Annotated in this window: 25 protein-coding genes and 1 pseudogene; 12 read left to right on the forward strand and 14 right to left on the reverse strand. The window is 55.1% G+C overall.

Features of this window, described 5'->3' with window-relative positions; translation table 11 throughout:
- Positions 1 to 52 precede the first annotated feature (52 nt).
- Positions 53 to 925 (forward strand): LysR family transcriptional regulator, encoded by an 873-nt coding sequence (locus ET33_RS24345; RefSeq protein WP_036688026.1) that lies wholly within the window; start codon positions 53 to 55, stop codon positions 923 to 925.
- Positions 926 to 1,038: 113 nt separating this feature from the next.
- Here the strand turns inward: ET33_RS24345 and ET33_RS37715 are convergent, their stop codons facing one another.
- Positions 1,039 to 1,137: a hypothetical protein gene (locus tag ET33_RS37715; protein ID WP_054974735.1), complete on the reverse strand. Its 99-nt coding sequence runs from the start codon at positions 1,135 to 1,137 to the stop codon at positions 1,039 to 1,041.
- Between the two features lie 548 nt (positions 1,138 to 1,685).
- On the opposite strand from ET33_RS37715, the gene ET33_RS24355 reads away from it, so the two are divergent.
- Positions 1,686 to 3,017 carry an IS3 family transposase gene (locus ET33_RS24355; protein WP_036688441.1) on the forward strand — a complete coding sequence of 444 codons (1,332 nt, stop codon included), beginning with the start codon at positions 1,686 to 1,688 and terminating at the stop codon, positions 3,015 to 3,017.
- A 342-nt stretch (positions 3,018 to 3,359) separates the two neighbouring features.
- Here the strand turns inward: ET33_RS24355 and ET33_RS24360 are convergent, their stop codons facing one another.
- Both ET33_RS24360 and ET33_RS24365 read right to left on the reverse strand, forming a co-directional pair.
- Positions 3,360 to 3,860, reverse strand: coding sequence for a DinB family protein (locus ET33_RS24360; RefSeq protein ID WP_036688031.1), 501 nt, complete (start codon positions 3,858 to 3,860; stop codon positions 3,360 to 3,362).
- A gap of 72 nt (positions 3,861 to 3,932) precedes the next feature.
- The gene (locus tag ET33_RS24365; protein ID WP_036688032.1) at positions 3,933 to 4,922 is read right to left on the reverse strand and encodes a helix-turn-helix transcriptional regulator; all 990 of its coding nucleotides are present in this window, start codon (positions 4,920 to 4,922) and stop codon (positions 3,933 to 3,935) included.
- Between the two features lie 118 nt (positions 4,923 to 5,040).
- On the opposite strand from ET33_RS24365, the gene ET33_RS24370 reads away from it, so the two are divergent.
- Entirely contained in the window at positions 5,041 to 5,223 is a 183-nt protein-coding gene (locus ET33_RS24370) for a hypothetical protein (protein WP_036688035.1), read from the forward strand.
- 28 nt (positions 5,224 to 5,251) lie between these two features.
- Here ET33_RS24370 and ET33_RS24375 read toward each other — a convergent pair whose 3' ends face one another.
- Positions 5,252 to 6,388 carry a stalk domain-containing protein gene (locus tag ET33_RS24375; RefSeq protein WP_036688038.1) on the reverse strand — a complete coding sequence of 379 codons (1,137 nt, stop codon included), beginning with the start codon at positions 6,386 to 6,388 and terminating at the stop codon, positions 5,252 to 5,254.
- Positions 6,389 to 6,597: 209 nt separating this feature from the next.
- Between ET33_RS24375 and rsgA the strand changes: the two genes are divergently transcribed.
- Positions 6,598 to 7,677, forward strand: a complete 1,080-nt coding sequence (gene rsgA / locus ET33_RS24380) for a ribosome small subunit-dependent GTPase A (RefSeq protein WP_081890468.1) — start codon at positions 6,598 to 6,600, stop codon at positions 7,675 to 7,677.
- Positions 7,678 to 7,825: 148 nt separating this feature from the next.
- The gene (locus tag ET33_RS24385; RefSeq protein ID WP_036688043.1) at positions 7,826 to 9,115 is read left to right on the forward strand and encodes an MFS transporter; all 1,290 of its coding nucleotides are present in this window, start codon (positions 7,826 to 7,828) and stop codon (positions 9,113 to 9,115) included.
- Positions 9,116 to 9,166: 51 nt separating this feature from the next.
- Here the strand turns inward: ET33_RS24385 and ET33_RS24390 are convergent, their stop codons facing one another.
- Positions 9,167 to 9,775 carry a methylated-DNA--[protein]-cysteine S-methyltransferase gene (locus ET33_RS24390; RefSeq protein ID WP_081890469.1) on the reverse strand — a complete coding sequence of 203 codons (609 nt, stop codon included), beginning with the start codon at positions 9,773 to 9,775 and terminating at the stop codon, positions 9,167 to 9,169.
- Positions 9,769 to 10,410, reverse strand: coding sequence for a bifunctional transcriptional activator/DNA repair enzyme AdaA (locus ET33_RS24395; protein ID WP_051775572.1), 642 nt, complete (start codon positions 10,408 to 10,410; stop codon positions 9,769 to 9,771). The genes ET33_RS24390 and ET33_RS24395 overlap by 7 nt, the downstream gene beginning before the upstream one ends.
- Positions 10,411 to 10,568: 158 nt before the next feature.
- Between ET33_RS24395 and ET33_RS24400 the strand changes: the two genes are divergently transcribed.
- Positions 10,569 to 11,528: a DNA-3-methyladenine glycosylase family protein gene (locus tag ET33_RS24400; RefSeq protein ID WP_081890470.1), complete on the forward strand. Its 960-nt coding sequence runs from the start codon at positions 10,569 to 10,571 to the stop codon at positions 11,526 to 11,528.
- Here the strand turns inward: ET33_RS24400 and ET33_RS24405 are convergent.
- Positions 11,504 to 13,852, reverse strand: coding sequence for a sensor domain-containing protein (locus tag ET33_RS24405; RefSeq protein WP_051775573.1), 2,349 nt, complete (start codon positions 13,850 to 13,852; stop codon positions 11,504 to 11,506). The genes ET33_RS24400 and ET33_RS24405 overlap by 25 nt on opposite strands.
- Positions 13,853 to 14,163: 311 nt before the next feature.
- Between ET33_RS24405 and ET33_RS39330 the strand changes: the two genes are divergently transcribed.
- Entirely contained in the window at positions 14,164 to 14,304 is a 141-nt protein-coding gene (locus ET33_RS39330; protein ID WP_167336446.1) for a hypothetical protein, read from the forward strand.
- 141 nt (positions 14,305 to 14,445) lie between these two features.
- On the forward strand, positions 14,446 to 14,772 hold the full coding sequence (locus tag ET33_RS24410; protein ID WP_036688047.1) for a YnfA family protein: 327 nt from the start codon (positions 14,446 to 14,448) through the stop codon (positions 14,770 to 14,772).
- A gap of 81 nt (positions 14,773 to 14,853) precedes the next feature.
- Here the strand turns inward: ET33_RS24410 and ET33_RS24415 are convergent, their stop codons facing one another.
- The gene (locus ET33_RS24415) at positions 14,854 to 16,527 is read right to left on the reverse strand and encodes a glutamine--tRNA ligase/YqeY domain fusion protein (protein WP_036688053.1); all 1,674 of its coding nucleotides are present in this window, start codon (positions 16,525 to 16,527) and stop codon (positions 14,854 to 14,856) included.
- A gap of 277 nt (positions 16,528 to 16,804) precedes the next feature.
- Between ET33_RS24415 and ET33_RS24420 the strand changes: the two genes are divergently transcribed.
- Positions 16,805 to 17,383 (forward strand): hypothetical protein, encoded by a 579-nt coding sequence (locus ET33_RS24420; protein ID WP_036688056.1) that lies wholly within the window; start codon positions 16,805 to 16,807, stop codon positions 17,381 to 17,383.
- A gap of 95 nt (positions 17,384 to 17,478) precedes the next feature.
- Here the strand turns inward: ET33_RS24420 and ET33_RS24425 are convergent, their stop codons facing one another.
- From ET33_RS24425 to ET33_RS24435, 3 genes and pseudogenes are all read right to left on the reverse strand, one after another.
- The gene (locus ET33_RS24425; protein WP_235206804.1) at positions 17,479 to 17,790 is read right to left on the reverse strand and encodes a hypothetical protein; all 312 of its coding nucleotides are present in this window, start codon (positions 17,788 to 17,790) and stop codon (positions 17,479 to 17,481) included.
- A gap of 235 nt (positions 17,791 to 18,025) precedes the next feature.
- Positions 18,026 to 18,238 (reverse strand): annotated as a pseudogene (locus tag ET33_RS24430) (family 4 glycosyl hydrolase); the annotation flags it as partial.
- 79 nt (positions 18,239 to 18,317) lie between these two features.
- A complete protein-coding gene (locus ET33_RS24435; protein ID WP_036688066.1) occupies positions 18,318 to 18,665 on the reverse strand; it encodes a helix-turn-helix domain-containing protein in 348 nt (115 codons plus the stop codon).
- 57 nt (positions 18,666 to 18,722) lie between these two features.
- Here ET33_RS24435 and ET33_RS24440 point away from each other — a divergent pair, with 57 nt between their 5' ends.
- The 3 genes from ET33_RS24440 to ET33_RS24445 all read left to right on the forward strand — a co-directional run bounded on the left by ET33_RS24440 (position 18,723) and on the right by ET33_RS24445 (position 20,144).
- Positions 18,723 to 18,947: a hypothetical protein gene (locus ET33_RS24440; protein ID WP_036688069.1), complete on the forward strand. Its 225-nt coding sequence runs from the start codon at positions 18,723 to 18,725 to the stop codon at positions 18,945 to 18,947.
- Between the two features lie 99 nt (positions 18,948 to 19,046).
- Entirely contained in the window at positions 19,047 to 19,772 is a 726-nt protein-coding gene (locus ET33_RS38580) for a hypothetical protein (RefSeq protein ID WP_088833617.1), read from the forward strand.
- An 81-nt stretch (positions 19,773 to 19,853) separates the two neighbouring features.
- Complete coding sequence (locus ET33_RS24445) at positions 19,854 to 20,144, forward strand: hypothetical protein (RefSeq protein WP_036688072.1); 291 nt, start codon at positions 19,854 to 19,856, stop codon at positions 20,142 to 20,144.
- A 383-nt stretch (positions 20,145 to 20,527) separates the two neighbouring features.
- Here ET33_RS24445 and ET33_RS24450 read toward each other — a convergent pair whose 3' ends face one another.
- The 3 genes from ET33_RS24450 to ET33_RS24460 form a co-directional block, all read right to left on the reverse strand.
- Positions 20,528 to 21,514 carry an N-acetylglucosamine kinase gene (locus tag ET33_RS24450; RefSeq protein WP_036688075.1) on the reverse strand — a complete coding sequence of 329 codons (987 nt, stop codon included), beginning with the start codon at positions 21,512 to 21,514 and terminating at the stop codon, positions 20,528 to 20,530.
- A 28-nt stretch (positions 21,515 to 21,542) separates the two neighbouring features.
- Positions 21,543 to 22,553: a LacI family DNA-binding transcriptional regulator gene (locus ET33_RS24455; protein ID WP_036688458.1), complete on the reverse strand. Its 1,011-nt coding sequence runs from the start codon at positions 22,551 to 22,553 to the stop codon at positions 21,543 to 21,545.
- Positions 22,554 to 22,687: 134 nt separating this feature from the next.
- Complete coding sequence (locus ET33_RS24460) at positions 22,688 to 24,058, reverse strand: ABC transporter substrate-binding protein (RefSeq protein ID WP_036688079.1); 1,371 nt, start codon at positions 24,056 to 24,058, stop codon at positions 22,688 to 22,690.
- Positions 24,059 to 24,096 lie beyond the last annotated feature (38 nt).

A 24,096-nucleotide genomic window follows, 5' to 3' on the forward strand; every position in this document is an offset into this window, starting at 1 on the left:
ATAATAAGTGATAGTCATCATCAATAATATTGATAGTAGGAGGAAAGATCACATGGAGCTGACGTATCTCCAGACGTTTCGTGAGGTGGCTAAACGTCAAAGCTTTACCCGGGCGGCCGAGGAGCTTGGCTATGCGCAGTCCAGCGTCACGATGCAAATCCAGAAGCTGGAGCGGGAATACGGCGTTTCCTTGTTCGAGCGTCACGGCAGGCTGCTTCGGCTTACGCCGCCCGGCGAAGTGCTGCTGAAGCTCGCCGTGCAGATGCTGGATTTGTATGCGCAGTCCAAAGAAATCGTCGGGAATCAGGTCGGCGGGACGTTGACGATCGGCACGATCGATTCGCTGGCGGCCTACTACCTTCCTCCCTATTTGCAGCAGCTGAGGGAACGGTTTCCCGAATTGAACATCCACATTCAAGCGGAACGCGAGTCGCTGATCATCAGCAAAGTGAAGGAGGGGGAATTCGACATCGGCCTGCTGCTTGACGGCAAGCCGGTTGACCCGGCTCTAAGCTGCGAGACGATCCGAGAAGAGCCTCTGGTGCTGATTGCACCGCCCGGCCATCCGCTCACGCAGTTATCCGGAGGTGTAGGCGTGGATCATCTGAACGGAGTCGAACTAATCATGTCGGAGGAAAGCTGCAATTACCGGGGCATGTTCGAGAACGTGTTAAGAGCGCACAACGTCTCGTTTCTCATCCGCTTTGAGCTGGGCAACCCGGAGGCGATCAAGCAGTGCGTGATGAACGGGCTCGGCGTAGCCCTTCTTCCGCAGATCGTCGTCGAAGAGGAGGTACGGCGAGGGCGCCTCAAGGTGCTGCCTTTTACCCACCCCGATATCCGGTTCGATCTGCAGCTGTTTGTCCATCCCAAGAAATGGATGTCGCAGCCGCTGCTGGCGTTCATTCGTCTGCTGAAGCCATGACCGGAATGATGCAGCTTGAAGGCCAAAAGAGGGGGTTCGCAGCGAGCCTCCTTCCCGACGCCCGTGATTTAAGAAAAAAAGCCCGGGCCGCGGCCCGGGCTTTGTGCCTCGAATCAGAACCAGACGGCACAAGATACGATTACCAACAAAATAAACAATACGAGGATTACGCCCGTAGAAGTAAATCCGCCGAACCCTTTTACGCAGCTCATACATCCATCCTCCTTCCGTTTAGCCTAGTATACTTTATGATGGTCAATGGCCCTGTGATTGGGTGGGCGGGAAAATGTGCATTAGCGGAGATGCCGGAATAGGGTAGATAAGCTGCAAAAGAGAACGTTTTGCGACGGACGGGCACTCAGATTTACAATGCCCACTGATCTAATAACTGAAATGAGCAAAACGCATCATAAAATTGGGTATTTTTTCCTGTGGGCATGTGTTATAATGCAAAGCAGGATAACGGAGAACGGTGGAGGAAGTGACCACGGCGCAGCCCTTCTGCAAAGGAGGTGATTGCCCTGGTCACCCTTGTGGCGCTGCTGGATGTAGTCAAATGGATTGCAACTATTCTCAGCTTATGGTTGAGCGGTAGGAAGCTGTTCAAGTTGATCAAACGGAAGCTAAGCAAGCGAAAAAACCACCGTAGTTAGGTTGGCCCCTAAACTGTAACCCGTGAGATGGACACTTGAAAAAAGTGACCTCTTACGGGTTTTTGTGTTTTAATCATACTATCGAGAAAACACGGGGAATGAACATCATGAGGAAAATCAGAACAGGATTTACTGAAGTAGAGATCAGGCTGTTGGAGTCCAATCCGAACGTAAGCCGCGTATCGGGGAGGAACATCTCGTATGCTCCAGCTTTTAAGCTCGCAGCGGTGCAAGCTAACCAAGCGGGAGAGCCACCAATGGAAATTTTTCTGAAAGCAGGCTTTAATATCGAACTCATCGGTCAGAGGACACCTACAGAGAGCCTATACCGTTGGAGAGAGACCTATGCTAAGTACGGTGAGGCTGGCTTGCTAGCGGAGCGCAGAGGTATAGGAAGTACAGGTAGACGATCAAAACGTGAATCGTCAGCAGAAGAGAAGCTGAAACAAGCAGAAGCTCGGATTAAACTCCTCGAAGCGGAGAACGAGCTTTTAAAAAAGCTAGAAGCGCTCGAAAGGCGAAACAGTAAGGAGTTGACGCCTTCCGAGCGCTTTCGGCTCATTAATCAAACGGTTCGTAAGCATGCGTTACGACGTTTAACACGTTACCTTTGTCAAATTGCTGAAGTTAGTTCGAGCGGCTATTATCGTTGGTGCAGCTCTGAAGAAACACGTCAGCTGCGAGAGACAGCCGATCAATACGACTTCCAGCTTATTAAGGGGCATTTTGAAGCCTTGAACGGAAAAGCAGGCGCATTGGTCATCAAAATGAGGCTGGAGAAATTGAATGGCATAGTAGTGAATCATAAAAAGATTCGTCGTATCATGCGCAAGTTCGGGTTAGTAGCTACGATCCGTCAAGCCAATCCCTATCGCAAGATGGCTAAAGCGACGCAAGAACATCGTACATGTCCTAACCTTCTGGAGCGCAAGTTTGATCAGGGAGAACCAGAGAAGGTCTTCCTTACAGACATCACATACATGCGCTATGGTAGCGGTCAGTGGGCGTATCTTTCTTGTGTGAAGGATGGTGCTACGAAGCAAATATTGGCGCACTATCTCTCTTCAACTTTGGAGTTAACGTTGGTTGAACGGACCATGGCTCGCTTATTCAAACGATTGGACGGCAATATTCATCCAGACGCCATCTTCCATTCCGACCAGGGGACACACTATACACACCCTAAAACCCGTCTCCTCATCGCCAAGGCTGGGTTTAAGCAGTCGATGTCTCGTAAAGGAAACTGCTGGGATAATGCGTCCATGGAGTCGTTCTTTGGTCATATGAAGGACGAACTTAACTACAAAGATTGTCAATCTCTTAAAGAATTGCGTCTACAGGTTAATGAGTATATGGCCCATTACAATTCAGAACGCTATCAATGGACATTAAAAAAGATGACTCCTGATGAATTCAGAAGCCATCTCTTAGCTGCCTAAGACCATAGTCACTTTTTCAATGCTGTCCACAAAGGGGGTTACAGTTCACCCTGACCGGTGGTTTTTCGCTTAGGTTTTAACTATGCGCGCCGTGGGGAAAACCACAGCTTCGTTTATCCAAAGAGCCGTTTAGTGTTGGCGCACTAGCGGCTCTTTTTAGTATTCCCAAATTTCAACTGAGACAATCTGAGATGCTCTGATGTAATCTGAGTAAATATCAGTTTACTGATACCTATCATATCACTTATTCACTTCATACGCTACATATTCATGTCTTGCTTCTTAGACTCAGGCTAACTTTTTCAGTCGGGTGAAACGCTCGGCGTCGCGGCGTTAGCCTCATCAGACGAGCGGCTGCATGCCTCTCTCCAGCCAATCTTCCCGCGTCGGGCCGTAAATGTCCGGAACTCTGAGCCCGGCTTGGCGCATCAGGACGGTCATTTGGCCCCGATGATGAATCTGATGCTGGATTAAAATCCGCAAGGTCAGGCCATTCGGCCACGTGTCGCCGTACATTTCCGTCGTTTCCGCCAGCTTGGCGTCGGTCCACTGCGTTTGGACGGCATTCAACGCCGCTTGAGAGGCGTTCCGGTAAGCTTCGGCGATAGCGGCCGCCGAGTCCGGTGCATGCTGGTCTTCTCCGGCCGATGCGAATTCCAGGCCAGTCCGAGACAGCATCTCATGTACCGTCGTCGTCAGATGCCAGGCAAGCTGTCCGAGCGTCCGATGGTCCGGAGTAACCGCCTGATCCAGGGCTTCGTCGGTCAAGGCATCCATGACTCTCTGGGTAGCGGCAGCTTCTTGCTGCCATTCGGCTATAAAATCGGCTGTTTTAATAAACATCTCGAATTCCTCCCTGTGTTCGCAATTTAGTTTACCCCTTTACAATAGCATGAATTCCCTGACAACTGTATGTCAGGGTTGCTCGTAGAGCCGCGCGATGGCGAGCGCCTCCTCCCGCACCCGGCTGGCAACGGCCTCCGGCTCCAGTACCTTCACATCGGCGCCGTAAGACAGCAGATGGGCGTACGTCCAGTGCGCGTCCGGATGGGAAGTGCGAACGATAAGCGTCCCGTCCGGGCCATATTCGATTTGCTCGGGCTTGTAATAATCCTCTACAGGAACCCTGACCTTTGAGGTGAATTGCAGCACGAGGTTCACGGAATGGCGAGTTTCGCGCTGCGTCCAGCGGCTATCCAATTCTCCCACCGGCAGCTGGCGGCGTTCGAACGTCTCCGTTCCGGCCTGCAAATTCCGCATCCTGGACAGCCGGAATATCCGAAAATCTTCCCGCAGCCGGCAATAGCCGTACATGTACCACACGTAGCCTTTAAGCACCATGCTCATCGGTTCGCACAGACGCTCGGCCTGCTCCCCTTTCCCGTTCGTATACTCAAAGGCGGTAAGCCGGTTTTCCCGGATCGCTTGCCGCAGCGTTTCCAGCTTTTCTTTGTCGGCGGTGCCGTTCCTCCAGGGATTCATATCGATAATGATCTGCTTGGGCGCGTCCGTCACGCTTCCCTGCTCGGATTTCGCCAGAAGCGCGCCGACTTTGTCCAGCAAGCTGCCGAAATGCCGGTCGTCCAAGGTGGTCTGCATCCCGCGCAGCGCGACGATGAGCGACTGGAGCTCGTCGAAGGACAAGAGCTGGCGGTCCAGCCGGTAGCGGTCCGTAATCTCGTAGCCGCCGGTCTGGCCGGCATAAGAAACGATCGGAATCCCCGCTTGATTAATCGCTTCGATATCCCGGTACACCGTCCGCAGCGACACTTCGAAGCGCTCGGACAATTCCTTGGCGCTTACCCGTTTGCGGTTAAGCAGCAGCATGGTGATGGCCAGCAGCCGGTCGAGTTTCATACAATGCAGTCGTCCTTTGTTCCCGATTTGATGTCGGTTGGTGTTCATGCCTAATTCTCCGCCGGGGCAGTCGAATCCTTTTTATAGAGGCGGCAAGTTGCTTTTTAACGATTGTTTCCATGGAAATCCGCCCCGTCGGGAAGGTATCTGATAGAGAGAGGACAAATTGACGCAGGGGATGGTTGAAATCACGTCGCTCGGGGAGATCGTCGCGATCGTTAGGCCGTTTAACGCCCCTTTCAGGAGGGTGGTTGAAAAAGCGGGCTTCGAGCATCGGCGAAGGGTTACGTTGTCGGATCAATGCGAGTACGATTATTTCATTTTAAGCAAAGCAAAAGAGCGCCGTTAAGCGCTCTTTCTTGGTCTATAGGGGGGAACTAACGGATCGTGATCGTCCCGGCTTCGGACTTCACGTCCGCTTTCAGGATGTCCGAGAAAAAGGCCAGCGGCACGTACATTTTCCCTTCGCTGTTGATCGCCGGAGCGGTACCCAGGGAGACCGGAGCCATTTTGTTGATGACGTACTCATCCTTGCCCGTCCGCACGATCGTCCACTGGGCTCCCTTCTGCAGCTCTACGGCTTGCTGCTCGGCGTTCCATTTCAGCTCGTAGCCGAGGGCTTCGGCGACGCTCCGCAAAGGCACGGTCACGGTGCCTTTGGCGTCCGCGTAGACGGCTGCATCGACGGTGGACAGCTCGGTGCCGTTCACGACAAGCTTCTGCGGCTGGCTGCCCGCTTCGGTGCCCGGTGTTGGTGCTTGATTCGGCAGCGGGATGGTGAATTCCGGCATGCCTGCGGCGTAAGGCGCGATCTCGTACGGCGCGAAGACGATGACGGCGCTGCCTTGATGAATATAGAACGACTGCGTATCGGCGATGCCTTCGAAGCCGTCTTTGAAATAATCGTCAGGATGCTTGGCGATCTCATCCTTGATGTGCTTGTCGATCGTCTGTTTGTAGTCCGCGCCGAACAGGTCTTTCAGCTCGATCCGCTTCGCGGCGTCTTGATTCAGCACATTGTATGTATCGGTGCGCGGCAAACCGTGGGCTCCTCCCGTATACACGTAGGTCGTCACTTCGATGGAGAACATGTCCGCATCGGCCGCGCCGCCTCCGGCTTTTACTTCATATTTTACGGTGACCTCGTACGGTCTGAATTCGAAGTCCGCTTTTTTGGCCTCGGCCGCATCATTTTCTGCTTGCTTCTTCAGCAGTTCCAAGTCTTTCATCGCATGACGCTCCAGGATATCGTTCAGCTCGTCTTGGTACTTTTTATCTTTGAGTCCTTCGATGACCGGGATGCTCAGATCCGCGGAGTACAGGTCGGTCTTCTCTTGTACGGCCTTGGCCGATACTTTGACGGCACCCTGCTGAACGGCAGCGGAGACTGGCACGGCTTGAACGGGAACGCTCGCGGAGGAAGACTCGGCGCTTACCCGGGAACCAGGGATGCCTGCGGTCAATAGGCAAGCTCCTGCGATGCTGAGAGTCAATAGTTTGAACGGTGTTTTCATAAAAGTCCCTCCTGGGTTGTAAATGACTTGATGCTTTGATTATAGGACGGATGGCTGGCAAGAAAGTTACAATCAGGTTACAAACTCCCGTGACGGCTGGTTCGGTAAAAGATGATTAGAAGTCTTTTTTTACTTTGATGCGGTCGGTCCGGTTCATTACAATAAATGATACAACAGTTTTATCGGTTTGAAGAATGGGAGGAAAACAATTGACCATAGGCAATCTGCGCGATTGGGGCTGGAACGACCGGCGGGAGGAGGCGTTCGCCCCTTACCGTGAGGCCGGACATGAGCCCGGGCGCATTATTTTGGAGCATAAGCACGTTTACCGCGCGGTGACGGCTGGCGGAGAGCTGCTGGCCGAAGTGTCGGGGCGGCTCCGGCATCAAGCGGCCGGCCGGGCCGATTATCCCGCTGTCGGCGATTGGGTGGCGCTGCAGGTGCGGGCGGAGGACGGACGCGCGATCGTCCACGTGGTGCTCCCGAGGGAGAGCAAGTTTTCGCGCAAGGCAGCCGGGTCGGCTGTCGAGGAGCAGATCGTCGCAGCCAATGTCGATACGGTGTTTTTGGTGCATGCGCTGAATGCGGATTTTAACGTGCGGCGGCTGGAACGCTACTTGACCTTGTCTTACGAGAGCGGCGCGGCGCCCGTCGTGCTGCTCAGCAAAGCGGATCTGTGCGAGGATGTACCAGGCAAAATAGCCGCTGTAGAAGCCGTGGCGCCGGGAGTGCCGGTGCATGCGATAAGTTCTGCACGCAGTGAAGGCTTGGATGCGCTGGCCGCCTATTTGAAGCCGGGGCAGACGGTGGCGCTCCTCGGGTCCTCGGGAGCCGGGAAATCCACGCTGGCCAATCTGCTCTACGGCGAGGCCATCTTGGACACCGGGGCGATCCGCGAGGAAGATGGCCGCGGCCGGCATACGACGACCCACCGCGAGCTTGTGCTGCTGCCCGGGGGTGCTCTGCTGATCGATACGCCGGGAATGCGGGAGTTGCAGCTGTGGGAGGCGGAATCCGGCTTGGACGCCGCCTTCCGCGATGTGGATTTGCTTGCCGAGGGCTGTCGGTTCGGCAACTGTACGCACCAGGAGGAGCCCGGCTGCGCCGTCAAGGAAGCGCTGGAGAACGGCACGCTCGACCGGGGGCGGTACCATAACTACGTGAAGCTGCAGAAGGAGCTGGCGTTCCAAGCCCGTAAGGAAGACAAGGGCTTGCAGCGGGCGGAGAAAGACCGGTGGAAGAAGCTCAACCAATCGATGAAAAAGCATCCGAAGCGTCCATTGGATTAAATATGCCGTTCAAGGCGATACAAGGCCCATTCCCTTCGATAACCGGAGAGAATGGGCTTTGCGCTTGGTTTTGCCGCACGAGTCTTTTATTTTTAATAGTTTCGGTATACAATCCAGAGACAGCTTCAAATCTAAGGGAGAACCGTATATGTGGAAGAATCGAAACGTGTGGATAGTTTTGGCGGGGGAATTTATCGCCGGGCTTGGCTTGTGGATGTCGATTATTGCCAACTTGGAGTTTATGCAGCAGAAGGTGCCTTCGGATTTCAATAAATCGCTTATTTTATTCGCCGGGCTGCTCGCCGGCGTGCTCTTCGGTCCGCTGGCCGGACGGGTCATCGACACAACCTCAAAGAAAAAGGTGCTGCTGATCTCGGGTGCCGGGCGCCTTGTCAGCGTCAGCTTTATGTTTGTCGCACTGTATTTCGATTCCATCTGGTGGATGGTGCTGTTCGCCGTGACGCTGCAAATATCGGCTGCGTTCTATTTCCCGGCGCTGCAGTCTGTCATTCCGCTGATCGTGAAGGAGCGGGAGCTGCTGGCCTTAAACGGCGTACATATGAACGCGGGTACAATCGCGCGTATTCTGGGGACGACCTTGGCCGGACTGATGCTGACGGTGATGAGCCTGCAAGGCTTGTATGTCGCCTCCTTCGTGGCTTATGTGGCGCTGCTTGCGTCTACCGCCTTCCTGAACGTGCCCGAGCCCGACCTGCAGCGGGCGAAAGGGGCTGACGAAGGGGCGGCGGCTGTATCCGGCGGGGAGCCGGAGCAGGCCGAAAACGGCCGGCGCGGCAGCGATCCGGCAGGGCAGGCGCTGCCGGCGGAGCAAAGCGGCTTCAAGGCGCTTCTGCCGCTGCTGCGTTCGGAGCCGATCGTGCTGACGGTGCTCTGGCTGACGCTGGTGCCGACGCTGTTCATCGGGGGCTTCAACCTGATGGTCATCAACATCAGCGAGCTGCAGCACGATGCGCAGGTGAAAGGGCTGCTCTATGCCGTGGAAGGGATCAGCTTCATTCTGGCCGGCTTTCTGGTCAAGTGGATGGCCGACCGCGGCGGCTTGATGAACCGCTTGTTCCTGTTTGCGGCGATCGTGGCGGCGGCGCAGTGCCTGCTGTTTTTTGCCGATTCGAAGCTGTGCGCTTTGCTTTCGTTCGGGCTGTTCGGCTTGGCTGCGGGCGGATTTTTCCCGGCGGCGGCGACTTTGTTCCAGAAGCAAATTCCGAAAGCGTACCACGGCCGCTTTTTCTCGTTCCGCAGCATGCTCGACCGCGTCGTGTTCCAGGTCGTTCTGCTGAGCACGGGGCTGCTGCTGGATTTGATCGGGCTGCAGCTCATGGTGTTGGTGTACGGGGTGCTGTCGTTTTTGCTCGTTGCCATTTTTGCCGTTCGCGAAGCCAGATCGGCGAAGAAGGACCGGGCGGAAGCTTCATTTTGATTCGAAAATAAGGGAAAAGCCGGCTCTTGTACAGAGGCCGGCTTTTTGGCTTTAATTTTTGCGCAGGGCGCCTTCCTCCCGGAGCGGGAAGCCCTCCAGGCGCAGCAGCCGCGTTTTGGCCTCCAGGCCGCCGAGGTAACCGGTCAAGGAGCCGTCCTTGCCGATCACCCGGTGGCAGGGCAGCACGATCGGCAGCGGATTGGCGCCGACGGCGGCACCGACGGGCCGGGCCGCCAGCGGTCTTCCCAGGACCGCGGCCAGCTCCGCATACGTCCAGGTGCTTCCGTACGGAATGAGGCGGAGCGCTTCCCAGACCTCAAGCTGGAACGGGGTACCCCGCACGTCAAGCGGCATGTCGAACGGGGTGCAGTCCCCCCGGAAATAAGCGGCGAGCGGCTCCATATAGGGGCGCAGCGCCTCCGCGCTTTCCACAAGCGCTGCCCCGGGCCAGTGAATGCTCGCCCAAGCAGCCAGCGCCCCGGGCTTCTCGTTCGGGAAACGAACGCGGCAAAGTCCTTGATCCGTCGCCGCGATCTTCAGCATCCAATCCCCGTCCTGATAGGCGGTCCAATAAACGTACGGCGTCTGCGTGCCCTCCACGGAGCCGCGCGAAGTCGGCGTAGCGTTCTTTGTATCGGTAACGACGGCTATATCTAACATGAGCGTCCCTCCTCTGTTCTCTTCTTCGACGGATAGGAGCCCGAGGCTTCCTGCGCCTGCCGGTAGGCGGTCGGCGAGAGCCCGGTTCGTTTATGAAAAACGGTCGAGAAATAAGCGGCGTTCGGGAAGCCCGTGCGAAGCGCCACTTCGGTTACCGTCTCGCCGGTTTCCTTCAGCCGCCGCTTGGCCGCCTCCACGCGGGTAGCTGCGATATATTCCGCAGGCGTGACCCCGGTTAGCCGCTTGAACGTACGGTGAAGATGGTAAGGGCTGGCGTGCTGCGCATCCGCCAGCACGGCGAGGGTCAGCGGCTCCGCATAGTGCGCTTCGATCCACTTGGCGGTGTGCCGGATCCATTCTTCGTCCGGCATCCCCTTGCCGTCGGGACGGCATCGCTTGCAGGGGCGGAAGCCTTGAGCGGCGGCGTCAGCCGCGCCGCGGAATATCCGCACGTGCTCCCTCTTCGGGGGCTTCGATTTGCAGGAGGGACGGCAAAAGATTCCCGTTGTCTTCACGGCGTAAATCAATCGGCCATCAAGCGCCGCATCGTTGGCGATGATGGCGTTCCAAATATCGTCGGTTAATGCCGGCCCCGTCTGTTCGCGGTACGCCGGCCGTTCATGCAGGTCAGTCATAGCGATCACCTCACGTGCTTAGTATACCCCGGCAGGTCCGGCGATGTAAGGGGGGACGAGTGAGAGCGCAAGATTTCAAAAGCGCTTGTGACCGGAGTATGGTAAAAAGGTATCATGAAGAAAAACAGCGGACGTTGATTGGACAAAGGAGAGAATGGATGATGAACGAAGCACAGCTTGGGGCCGAGCTTGAATTTCAAGAAGGATGGAAGGACGGCGGACACGAAGGGGAGCTTATTCCGCGGGGGCCTTTCCGGTTTTCCGCGGCGCTAGCCTATATGGGGAGATCGGAGAACGAATGCCTGTTTTACGTCGACCAGGACCGCGTGTACAAATGGATCGAAGCCGGAAATGAGCGGGTGCTCGTCGAAATCTTCGGCGGTCCGGAGGACCGTACCGTGCGTCTTAGGTTCCTCGACGAAGCGGCGCATGGGAAGCCGCAGACTCGCATGGCAGCAGCCCGATACGTGTGGGAATGGTTCGACTTGGGAACCGATCTCGACGCGTTTTACCGGCTGGCCGAGAGCGACCTGCTGCTAGGGCCGTTGACGCACCGGTTTTACGGGCTCCGGTGTATCGGCATTCCGGATTTGTTCGAGGCGCTGTGCTGGGCCATTCTCGGGCAGCAGATCAATCTGGCGTTCGCCTACACGCTCAAGCGGCGGTTCGTCGAGTCGTACGGCGCTTCCATGGCTTGGGACGGCCGGACCTATTGGACGTTTCCGACGCCTGAAGCGATTGCGGGACTGTCGGCGGCCGACCTCACGCCGCTGCAGCTTACGTCCAAAAAGGCCGAGTATGTGCTTGAAACGGCGGCGCGCATGGCGGACGGCCGGCTGACCAAGGAGCGGCTGCTGCGTCTAGGCGATGCACAAGAGGTCGAACGCGAGCTGACCGGCATACGCGGGATCGGGCCATGGACGGCCCATTACGTGATGATGCGCTGTCTCCGGCTGCCGTCGGCTTTTCCCGCCGGGGACGTCGGCCTGCAGAATGCGGTCAAGCATCTGATCGGCATGGACAGCAAGCCGACGCCGGCCGAGCTGCGGCGGCTTGCAGCCGGCTGGAGCGGCTTTGAAGCGTATGCGACGTTTTATTTGTGGAGGGTGCTGTACTGAGGCGAGCCTTCCGCAGCGCTCTTGTCTTTGGGCGGGATCGAGGCCAGAAAAGCTTCCATCTCGCACGCGGGCAAAGGCCGGCTGAGCAAATAGCCCTGCACGGTATCGCAACCGATCTGCTTCAGCCGCGCCAGCTCCGCTTCCGTCTCTACGCCCTCGGCGACCGTCCGGAGCCCGAGCGCATGGGCCATGCCGACGATCGCTTGGACCAGAGCGCGGTTGACCGGATCATGGTCCAGCCCCCGGATGAACGTCTTGTCGATTTTGATCACGCTGAAATCAAACCTTTTCAGGTAAGCGAGCGCGGAATGACCGGTGCCGAAATCGTCGATGGCCGTCCCGACGCCAATTCGGCGCAGCTCCTTCAGCAGCCCGATCGTCGCCTCGGCCTTCGTCATGCCGACGCTTTCCGTAATTTCAATCTCCAATTGGGAAGGATCGACCTCGTGCCGCTGCAGGATCTGCCGGATGCGTTCGGGCAAATGAGGCCGATGCAGCTGCCGCGCGGATAAATTGACGGCGACCTTGATCGGATGCCCGAGCAAGGAGGTCCACTGGGCGTGCTGCATGCACACTTTCTTCAGCACCCATTCGTCCATATCGGCGATCATGCCGATCTCTTCGGCTACCGGGATGAACTCTTGCGGGCTGAGAAGCCCCATCACCGGATGGTTCCACCGCGTCAGCGCTTCCAATCCGGTCAAGCGGCCGGTCCGGCAATCCATCTGCGGCTGATAGTACACTTCCAGCTCGCCGGCCTCCGCTGCCGCGCGCAGGCCGTTTTCCAGCATCAGTTGGCGCGGTAGCTTCTCCGTCCACTTGGGCATGTACAGCCGATATTCGTTCCGGCTCTCCTTGGCGGCGTACATGGCGGAATCGGCGTGCCTCAGGAGCGTTTCCATGTCGCTTCCGTCCTTGGGATAGAGACTGATGCCGACACTGCCGGTGATATAAAAATCATGTTCTGCGACGTGAAACTTCTGCGCAAGCTCTGCCAAAACGGTATCCGCAACGGCGGTCGCCTCCTTGGGGTCCCGCAGATGGGGCAAAATGATCGTAAACTCGTCCCCGCCGAACCGGGATACGATCTGTGGCGCTTCAACGCTCTGAAGCAGCCGCTGCCCGGCTTGCATGAGCAGCCGGTCTCCGATGTCGTGACCGAGCGAATCGTTGATGACCTTGAACCGGTCGAGGTCGATGAAGAGCACCCCGACCATCGAGCCGGATTGCTGCGCTTCCTGCAGCGCGGCTTGCAGCTGATTTTGAAAATGACGCCGGTTCGGCAGTCCCGTCAGCCCGTCATAATGGGCTAGGTAACGAAGATCTTCTTCCGCTTTCTTGCGCTCCGTAATATCGGAGAGAATGCCCGCATACGCCCGGACATCGCCATGCTCGTCCTTGATCGCTTTGATCGTTAGCCATTGGGGGTAAAGGTCTCCGGATTTCCGCTTGTTCCAAATTTCCCCTTGCCAGCTTCCGATTTTTCGAATCGTTGTCCACATGTGTTGGTAGAAAGCTTTGTCGTGCTGCCCCGAGTATAAAATTTTTGGCGTCTGCCCGACCGCTTCCTTCGCCGAAAACCCGGTGATGGTTACGAAAGACGGGTTGACCGACAAAATTTGGCCTTCGATATCGGTAATCATGATTCCCTCGTGCGACGCTTCAAACACGCCCGCGTGCATCCTCAGCGTCTGCTCGTCTTTTTTGCGTTCGGAGATGTCGGAGTAAATGCCCACATAATTGACGATCCGTCCCTGATCATCCTTGACGGCGTTGATAATCAGCCAGCCGGGAAACAAGCTGCCGTCCTTGCGCCGGCCCCAGATCTCGCCCTGCCAGCTTCCATGGCGGATGCAGGCCCACATGTTGGCATAGAAGTTATCGTCGTGCTTTCCGGATTGCAGGACGCAGGGCGTCTGGCCCAGCAGCTCGCCGGCTTCATAGCCGGTCATCCGGGTAAACGATTGGTTGATGTCGATAATCCGCGAGGCCGCATCCGTAACCATGATGCCTTCCTGTGCGGATTGAAACACCCGCGCATATAACCGCGAGTGCTCCTCTGACGATCGCCGCCGGTCCGCCTCACGCCGCAGCCGGACGCTATAGCGCTGCAGGATGCGGTAAAATACGACGGAGTTCAACAAAAACAGCCCCCAGCGCAGCAGCGTCGGCACATCCGGCGCCCCGTATCCCATAGCGTCAATGAAGTTTGTTACCGCGTTCACAATTGCATTCGACAAAAAAATAAGAATCAGATTCGATATGATGAAAAAAAGCGTCACCGAGTCCAAAACGGGCAGCTTGCCTCGGTTGGCGGATCTCATATATAATTGCCACCTTTGCCATAGAATCAGTTTACTTCCTCGCATTGGAAAAAACTCTCTCCACAAGGTTATACTAGCAGTCGCTCGTTGCCTGTGATCAAAATCACACATGATTTCCCATATTGTTGCGATATTTTGTCCGCATTGCTTTGTTACCTTAAGGCTGCAGGAATAACACTGCCTCCCAAGTCAATTAACCTGACGGTACGAATAAAATGAACTGAGAAAGCATACATTTTGCCGAATAGTCCAAACGTGCGGAAGGGCAGGACCATAGGATGTAGCATGTAAACGAAAGGAGGGACCGAACAATGGGTTTTGGTGGCTTTGGTGGCTTTGGTGGTGGTTGCGGAGTTGGTGGTTTTGGCGGCTGCGGCGGGTTTACTACCACAGGTGTCATTCTCGTTCTCTTCATTCTGCTTGTAATCGTTCTTCGTTCTTTGTGGTTCTAATTGCAAGCAGTTCCCTGAAGATCCCGTTGACGGGATCTTTTTTTATGCTTGGCCTTAGGGAATCGGTATACATCAAGGGGCGCAGCGGTTAGAATGGAGACAGAATCATGCCGGGGAATAAACGGGGAAAGGAAGGCTGCGATGGTACAGGCCGTCATCTTATTTATTCTCGCGGGGCTGGCCGAGATCGGCGGAGGGTACCTTGTCTGGTTATGGCTCCGCGAAGGAAGAGCGATCGGCTACGGCATCGTCGGCGCGCTTATTCTTGTCGTGTACGGGATTATTCCGACATTGCAAAGCTTTCCGAGCTTCGGGCGGGTATACGCGGCGTACGGCGGGGTCTTCGTAGTCCTGTCGGTTCTGTGGGGCTGGGGCATCGACAAGAAAGCTCCGGACGTCTACGACTGGCTCGGGATGAGCTTGTGTCTGGCCGGGGTCGCCGTCATGCTGTACGCTCCGCGTTCCTAGCGCGGCTTCCTGGGAGGAGAGCAAAAAAGAAGCCTTTCGCAGCGGATTAACATCCGGCGAAAAGGCTTCTTTGAGCATGGGTTATTTTTTCGGGTCGAACGAGCTCTTCAGCGACACGATCCGGTTGAACACCGGGCGGCCCTCCGTCGAGTGCTTCGGATCGACGTTGAAGTAGCCGTGGCGGAAAAACTGGAACTTGTCCTGGGGCTTCGCGTCCCGCATATTGTTCTCGACAAAGCCTTGCACCGTTTCGAGGGACTTCGGATTAACATTGTCGAGGAACGATTCGCCTTCTTCCGCTTGCTCGTCGAGGATGAGCGGCTCGTACAGGCGGAATTCCGCCGGGACGGCTTGCGTCGCTTCCACCCAGTGAATCGTCCCCTTGACCTTGCGGCCGGTAAATCCGCTGCCGCTCTTCGTTTCCGGATCGTACGTGCAGTGCAGCTCCGTGACGTTGCCGTCCGCGTCCTTGATCACGTTCTCGCATTTGATGAAGTAGGCGTGCTTCAGACGCACTTCATTGCCGGGGAACAGGCGGAAGTAGCCTTTGACCGGCTCCTCCATAAAGTCGTCCCGCTCGATATAAATTTCCCGCGAGAACGGAATTTGACGATGGCCCATCGCTTCGTTCTCGGGATTGTTCTCCGCATCCAGCATCTCCACTTGCCCTTCCGGGTAGTTCGTGATGACCACCTTCAGCGGCTGCAGCACGGCCATGGTACGCGGCGCCTTCAATTTGAGGTCCTCGCGGATGAAATGCTCCAACATTTTCTCATCGACGACGCTGTTGTTCGTCTTCACCACGCCGACCTCGCGGCAGAACGTACGGATCGCTTCCGAAGTATAGCCCTTGCGGCGCAGGCCGGAGATCGTAGGCATCCGCGGATCATCCCAGCCGTCGACGACCTTCTCGTCCACGAGCAGCTTCAGCTTCCGTTTGCTCATCACCGTATTGGTCAGGCTGAGCCGGTTGAATTCGTACTGCCGCGGCACGTTCTCCATCTCGCACTCCTGCACGACCCAATCGTACAGCGGACGGTGATCGGCGAACTCCATCGTACAGATGGAATGCGTGATGCCTTCGATCGCGTCCTCCAGCGGATGAGCATAGTCGTACATCGGATAAATGCACCACTTGTCGCCGGTATTATGGTGATGCGTATGGGAAATCCGGTAAAGCACCGGGTCCCGCAGGTTGATGTTCGGCGAGGCCATGTCGATTTTGGCGCGCAGCACCTTCTCGCCGTTGGCAAACTCGCCTTTGCGCATCCGCTCGAACAGGTCGAGATTTTCCTCCACGCTGCGGTCGCGGTACGGGCTGTTTTGGCCGGGCTCGGTCAGGGTACCCCGCGTTTCGCGGATTTGCTCCGCTGTCAGATCGCATACGTAGGCTTTGCCCTTGCGGATCAAGCGTACGGCGCGCTCGTACATTTCATCGAAAAAGTCCGAAGCAAAATACAGCTGCTCCCACTCGAAGCCGAGCCACATGATGTCTTCCTGAATCGAGCGTACAAATTCCTCGTCTTCCTTCACCGGGTTCGTATCGTCAAAACGCAAATGCGTACGTCCGCCGAATTCGTCGGCAAGCTCGAAGTTCAGACAGATCGATTTCGCGTGCCCGATATGCAGGTAGCCGTTCGGCTCCGGAGGAAAGCGGGTGACGACGGTTTTCACCTTACCCGTGTTCAAATTTTCGATCATGATGTTTTTGATGTAATTGGAGGATGATGCAGAAGCCGGTTTCGTCGTGTCCAATGGGATCAACCTTTCTCACAAATTAGCTGTCAAAATCTATTACTCTCTATAATACACAAAATGGAGGGCAATTATAAATGGTTTTCCGTACGATTCTTTGAAGAAAGCCCTTACTTGACGGACTTTTAGCGTTTTCCATCAAAATCTTGGGCGGTATCTATGAAAATGGAAAGCTTTTCTCTCTTTTGCAAAGAGACATCCATAAACTCCGCACCTTGCGGCCTAAAGAACATAAGGTGAAAAGAAGAGGGAATTGCATAGAAAGGAGAGGGTCATTGTGAAAACGAACCATGGAAAAGAAACGAACCGTCTTGTGACGGTACCGGTGCTGCGGAAGACGCTGGCCGCCATGATTCCGTTTTACCGGCGGATTGCTTCGGACCCCGCTTATGCCGGAGCGTGGACCCGGGGCGTACGCCGTGCGGATCTGGATACGCTGATTCGGCTGTTTCGGCAAGTTGGCTTACCCGAGCGGCGGTATGCGTCCTTGTCTACGAACGGCATCGGCTACTTCGTCGATTTCAACGCGCCGAAGCCGATCGTGCTGTATTCGAACGGCACCACGATTCTTCCGGGAACGACACAGTTTTATTTTAATACCAAGGTTCACCGCGCGGTGGCCAAGGCGATTCTGCCGTTTTATCAAGAAATCGTCACCAACCGGCCGTTCGCCTGCATCGTCGTTCGGGCGATCCGCAGCGGAAACCGCGGGCTGCTTGACCGGCTGGTCCGCAGTATGATCAAGACCCCTCATCTGCGTTCGGTCTCTATCGAAAGCTCAGGCATCCGGTGCAGCTTCAAATACGCGGCCAGCCCGTTCCGCCTCGACAACCTGATCTTTGGCGGTGAGCCTTAACCTTCATGGCGGCGAAAGGTGCGCATGACGGCAAATCCCCCGCGGACCGGGCGAGAAGCCGCCGGTCGCAGGGGATTGCTGGCTAGAATATAAGATTAGAGCAGAGCCGAGGCCGCCGGGGGCTTCTCCTCATACTGCTGCAGCAGCGCTTCGGCTTTGTGTAAATCCTTGGCGTGCACATCGAGCTTCAAGCTTTCGGGGTGATGGAGATCGACGGCTTCGGCCGCCGTCTGGATCGCGCTCAAGCCGGCATCGGTATCGGATTTCACCCGGCATTTCACCTGCTTCGACTTTAAGAAGGCGTGCCTCGCTTGAAGGTCGCGTGCCTCGGGCCCGGAAGCGGCCATCACCGTCTTCCACTGCGCGGAGCGGCTGTATAGCAGGTACATCGCGGTAATGATAACCAATAGGAACAATAAACCTCCCATTACCATTAAAAACACCACCTTCGTCTAATTGATTCTGCGGATGGAGGACTGCCGGTAGTCTAGGGTGGGCGGACGCTTGCTTGCATTTACCCGTTTCCGGCCGGGTTGAAACATGGATTATTTTGCCATAAATGTCGAACAAGCCAGCTATCGGTTCGGCGACCGATGCCGGCTTGCTGTAAGTCTATTATAAGGTTTTAAGCATTAGAACTGCTTACACGGTCTGCGCGGCGAAAAAACGCGGCAAAAACGCTTTGTTCTGCTCCAGCATCTCGTCCAGCATCGGCTCCGCTTTGTTGACCGAGGTCACGAGCGGATGGTGGGCGAGCGCTTGCAGCGCAACTCCGCGGTCGCCTGAGACGGCGGCGGCGATCGCGAGGCGCTCGTACGTTTTCACCGCATGGATCAAGCCCTTGGCGGCTTCCGGCCGAGCTGCACCCGAAACGTCATGCAAACACCGAACAAGTTTGCTGATTGGAGTGGCAAATTGTTCGGTTTATCCGTTGCTAATTTTGTTCAGATTCATCAGGCTCAATCAGGGCATGCAAGAGACGGTAAGCCTTCCGCTGTGTTTGTTCATCACTTTTGAGCAGCAGTACAAGGCTCTCCCAAACCCACTTTTTCTTTTGCAAGTGGGCTTCTTGTTCATTTAAAAACAGATCATACACGCTCATATCCAGGGCGTAGGCTATTTTTTCAATGGTATTCAGTTTGGTGTTCTTTTCTCCGCGTTCAATCTGGCCTAGATAGGTCGCAGCCATGCCTATAGATTCCGCTAATTGCTCCTGTGTCAAATTTTTTTCAATGCGGTACATACGAATTTTTGCGCCGATTTGTTCCGCGAATGTTGCCATTTCTCCACAACCTCTCTATAAAAAGTGTAGACGAATGGTTGTAGGGAATGGAGTATCTTGGTCGGGGAAAGTCAGGATCGAATTATTTACCTCACTCGGATCGGCGCAATCTTTGAAAAGCTTTACGGCATCAAGGATTTACACGACGCGGAATACCGAGCATCGACAGGTGGCGGGTTTGCTGCCCGAAGGCTGGCCGAGCTTGGTTATAGTAATGAGGAAATTGAAAAGCTTTTACGCGAGCGATTGTTCTTCTATCGGACAAACAAAATAGGACATTAGAACCATTTATGTGAATTATCAACTTTTTTGAGCAACATTTCCAAATTGGAATGCGTATGTATATTTGGATGTCCAAAAATTTAAAATGAAGGTAATATCTTGAAAAAGAAAATTGTATCTGTTATTTTGTCCGCTGCTTTAGTTTGTTCCTTCTCTTCTTCTGTTTTTGCCCATGGTACAACGGCTTCTAGCAATAGTACCATCAAATCTCCCAACATTGTAATTGGTTCTGGTGTTGAGGGGAACATAAACATAAGCCCATCTTATTTAGAACAACTGAAAAAAGACTTCCCGGATGCTAAACAGATTACAATTCAGAGAATTGATTCCAATCAGACTGATATTTCTTCTCGTTTAAATCAAAATCCCACCCCTGAAACAACACCAAATGCTGCTCTTATCGACTGGGGGACAAAAGACGTACTAGACTTATGGCAACTAATCAAAAATGATAGCAAAAGGGATCCATATATTCTTTACGCATCAGCAGCAAAGGGACAACAAATAAAAACTACACAAGCCATGGAAAAAACAACGCAAACCACTTATACGGCTGAAGTTTCAGGATCGATTAAAAGTATCGTCAATTTAAAAGGAACTGGCTCAGTTCAGGGTACTGTTAAATCTACGGTTACTAATGAAACTACTTTATCCGGACCTCCTGAAACAAGCAGCTCAAACAGTCGGCTTTTTTATATGCAAGCTGCCTATAATCTTTATTCATGGGGAGTCAAAACTTATGGTGTTCCAAGCGGCAATGAGATAAGTGGAGCATTAGGCGGAGTATACGTTCCTGTTTGGTTGTACTTTTCTGTTGACAACTAATTGATATTTTTTACTCTTTTGTTGACAATTAACTATTCTTCCTTACATAATGCATTAAGAAAATAATTACTGGGAGGAAGAATGAGAAAAGAAAATTATGCAGTCCTGTTATCTTTGTTAAGTTTGATTATAAGTGGTTGGTTAGTGATTTCCGATCTTACCCATGAAAAGAAAAATGAAACTCCTCCAGTTCCAGCTTCAACTTTGCGTGGGGACTTCTCTTTGAATCAAGGTGGAGTCTATACATCAGTGACACAAAATGGTGAATTATGGATTTATATTTCCAATCAAGATAAGTTCTATTTTATCTCTAAGCCAGATGCCAATGGAAAGTTTAATGTTACTTCAGATACTCTGTTAAAAAAACAGTAGTATGCATTCTAGTTCATCCTAATTACCTCGATTTTGGCTTGAATGGTGATTTTGATTTCGTGAAATAATGCAAAAAAACGGCTCTTGTTCGCAAATTTTCGCGGCAAGAGCCGTTTTTAATTTCCCCAGATTATACTGGTCTTGTGAGAGAGCAACTCGATCTAGATGAGCGTCATGCTAGTGTGTCGAACCCATCATAAGCTCTATGGGGCAGGGCGATCACCTTTACTTTCGCTCTAGTCCGCACGTAGCTCTTCCATTATCCTTGGCGATATCAAGCAGCACGGGAATCGGCGCAGCTTGTGCTCCCCTTCCGGATGTCGATCAGCTCCGGCGTGTACGACGACCCCCCGCCGATCACGACGACTTTCAGCCCTTTGGTTTCAGCCACCAGTAAGCACTCCCTTCAAATCGGATATGCGTCGAACTTGCTCCTGTACCGACTCGGAGATGGTCGTGCCGTCTTTCTCCATGGCCAGCCATATCGCCCCGACCACCGGTTCGACATCCAGCACCTGAAGCCGGCAGCCCGGCGCCTCCGGCTGCACCGTATCTACGATAAACGGATGAACGAATTGCCCGTTTCCTCGTGTCAGCACACTGCCCGCAAGCACCAGATCGAACGTCTCCCTCTGCATCCCCAGACGCCGGATGACCGCCTGGGCAGCCAGCCCGAGCTCCGTTCCCTGCACGCGGAGGATGCGGGCCGCCACGCGGTCTCCCTGGGCGGCGGCTTCGAACAGCAGCGGCGTCAGTTCAAGCGGGACAGGCAGCGCATGATCCAGAAAATGATGGAACATGTGTTCGACCGAAGGGTGACCGAGCTCCTTCGTGACCAAAGCGGTCAGCAGTGTCTCTTCCTCGCGGCCTTCCCATGCCCGGATGACTGCCCGGAATGCTTCTGCCGCCAAGTCTCCGCCGCCGCCGAAATCGCCGTACGGATAACCGAAGCCGCCGCATTGGTACATCTCGCCCGAAGGGGAAACGCCGATGCAGTTCGTGCCGCTGCCACAAATCGCCACGACGCCGTATGGGTTCGACGTACCGGCGCGCAGGGCGATGACGGTGTCGCAGACGACGTCGGAGACCGGCAGCCCCAGCTCAGCAATCATCGGACGCAATATGCGGAAGTCGGCTTCGCGGTCGGCGCCTGCCAGCCCGAAGCAGGCCGCGGCAATATCCTGCTCGCGCAGGCCTGCTTGGCCGAGCGCTTGAGCGACGGCTTGGCGGATGCTCCGCGCGGCTGTATCGCGGTCAATCTGATGGTTGCCGGGGCCGCCCTTGCCGGCTGAAACCAGCCGGCCCGTTTCGTCGGTAATGACGGCATACGTTTTGCTGCCTCCGGCATCCATCCCCAAGTAGTATTTCAATGTACTCCACTCCCGTCCTTAGAACCAGCTACGGTGCGGGGGAATATGGCAACGTGGATTCTCTCACGATCAATTCCGGCTTCAAGCAGACCGAAGTATTCCGTTTCATGGAGCCGTCGATCAGCTTGAGCAGCAGGCGGACGGCCTGCTGCCCCATCTGCTCCATCGGCTGTCTGACGGTCGTCAGACGCGGATGAATATCGGCGGCGAACACTTGGTCGTCATACCCGACGATGGAAATATCGCGCGGAATGCGGTATCCCTCGTCCCGGAACGCATCCATGACGCCGAGCGCAAGGCCGTCTTCCCCGGCGAAGACGGCCGTCGGCACGTTCCCGCTGCGCAGCCATTCCTTGGCGACGTCGAAGCCGCTGCGGATATTGAATTCGGTGCAGGCCACGGCCAGCGGCGTCAATCCCGCTTCGGCCATGGCCGCTTCGAATCCGCGTCTGCGCTCTCGGGCGCTGAGAAACAGCTCCGGTCCGCTCACGTGCGCGATGCGCGTATGTCCCAGGCCGATCAAATGCTTGGTCGCCTCGTAGCCGCCCGTATAGTTGTCCACATTCACCGTAGTGGCATTTGTTTTTTCAATCTGATTATCGATAATGACAAACGGGATCTTCTTCCGTTTGAGCTCTAGCACATACTGCTCTTCTTCCATGGGCGACAGCACGATGATGCCGTCGACCCGGTCTTCCTGAAACAAAAAGTTGGTCGGCTTCAAACCGCCGTCCGGAGAGGAGCACACGTTCAGCGCCAAAAAATAGCCGTTCTCCTCCAACGCTTCGTTCACGGCATGCACGATGCCGTCGAACACCGAATCCTGCAGGGTGATCAGCGTCAGGCCGATCAGTCCCGTCGACCCCCGCGCCAGATTGCGGGCGGCGGCATTGGGGCGGTAATCCAGCTCCTGAATGGCCTGCAGCACCTTCTGACGGTTGCTCTCCCGGACGGTGGGCGAATTGTTAAGCACCTTCGACACGGTCACGAGCGACAGTCCCGATTTTTTTACGACGTCCCATATGCTTACTTTTTTCATAATCAGATCAAACTCCCGGATCGGTATTCGTTCGTATAAGCAATAGTATACCATAGCTCCGTCCGGCCCCTCCGTAAGGAGAGGCGGGGGTGCACAGGGAGTCGTGGCGCGGCAGGGTCAGAAGGCTTGCGCGCTTATTTTTTGGCTTTGCCGGCGTTTTTCTCCTTCAGCAGGTCGTTCACCTTTTTCTCCAGCTGCGGGCTGACTTCGGCTACGGTTTTTTGCCCGTTGTCCACGAGGTCCAGCTCGTTCTTGACGATGTTCAAAATCTCGGAGTAGTGGGTGATCAGATGATTATACGATTCGACGCCGTATTTCAGGCCGCCCTCGACGACGTTCTTCATGTCTTTGGCGTCGATCGCTGGCGCGTAGAGACTGAAATACTTTTCCGCCGCCTGCTGGTTGGCCGGAGGCGTGCCGCCGCTCAGCTCGATCGACTTTTCCTGGATATCCTTGCCGAGTTGGAATTTGATCCATTCGTACGCTTCCTTCGGATGCTTGGAATCCTTCAGGATAAGGAGCGGGTCGACGTACAGCACGTTGCGGTTCTTGTCGCTGCCGCTGTACGGGACGGCGGCCACGCCGACCTTGAAGCTGTACTCTTTGACCGAGGCGAGAATCCAGGCGCCGGCGACGGACATCCCTACGCGCCCGGTGGCGAACGGATCGCCGCCCTGCCCGGCGACGGCCTTGGTGAATTCCGGTGACGGCATCACCTTGTCCTTCAGGATCAGGTCGGACAAGCGCTGGTTGATTTTGACGACCTCTGGCGAATTGAAGTGGAAGGACGTTGCATGGCCGCCGTTCGTCCACGTGTCGTCGGAGTACACCTTCGCTCCGAAATACACCGGACGCATATCCTTCTCGCCCCAGACCCAGTCCAAGCCGAACTCCACTTTTTCGAAATCGTTGCTCGGCTTGCTCAGCTTTTTGGCGGTTTCGACCATTTTGTCGAACGTCCAGGACTTGTCTTCGTAGTTCGACGGTGGGTACGGAACACCCGCTTTGTCAAACATGTCCTTGTTGTAGAGGAGCATCGTCACATAGCTGTAAACCGGGATGCCGTAGTTTTTGCCGTCGATTTTGTAGATGTCCATCAGGTTGTCGGGAATGCCGTAATCGGACGCTTTGAAGTTGTCCTCTTTCATCAGGTCGGTCAGGTCGCGCAGCAAGCCCTTGTCATAATATTCGATGAAGCCGCCCTCGCCCCAATGCGAGGTGACGTCGGGAGCCGTACCGGCGGCGATCATCGCCTGCAGCTTCGAGTCGAACTCCTCGTAAGGCGTCTTCATGATCTTGACCTTGATGTTCGGGTGCTTCGCTTCGAATTCCGGAACGAGCTTCTCGACAAAGGTTTTATCCGGAACGTCGGGAACGAACTGCGTGATCGTGACCGTGGAGTCCCCCTTGGACCCGCCGTCTTTCGTGTCGCTTGAGCAAGCCGGCAGCAGTACTGCGCCTGTCAGCAGAATCGCGCCGAGACAAGCCGTCTTGTTTCTTTTCATCTTTCCTCACTCCTTCATTTGGTGACTCCGCAGACGGG

The organism is Paenibacillus tyrphae (assembly GCF_000722545.1).
In the GTDB taxonomy this organism is placed as follows: domain Bacteria; phylum Bacillota; class Bacilli; order Paenibacillales; family NBRC-103111; genus Paenibacillus_G; species Paenibacillus_G tyrfis.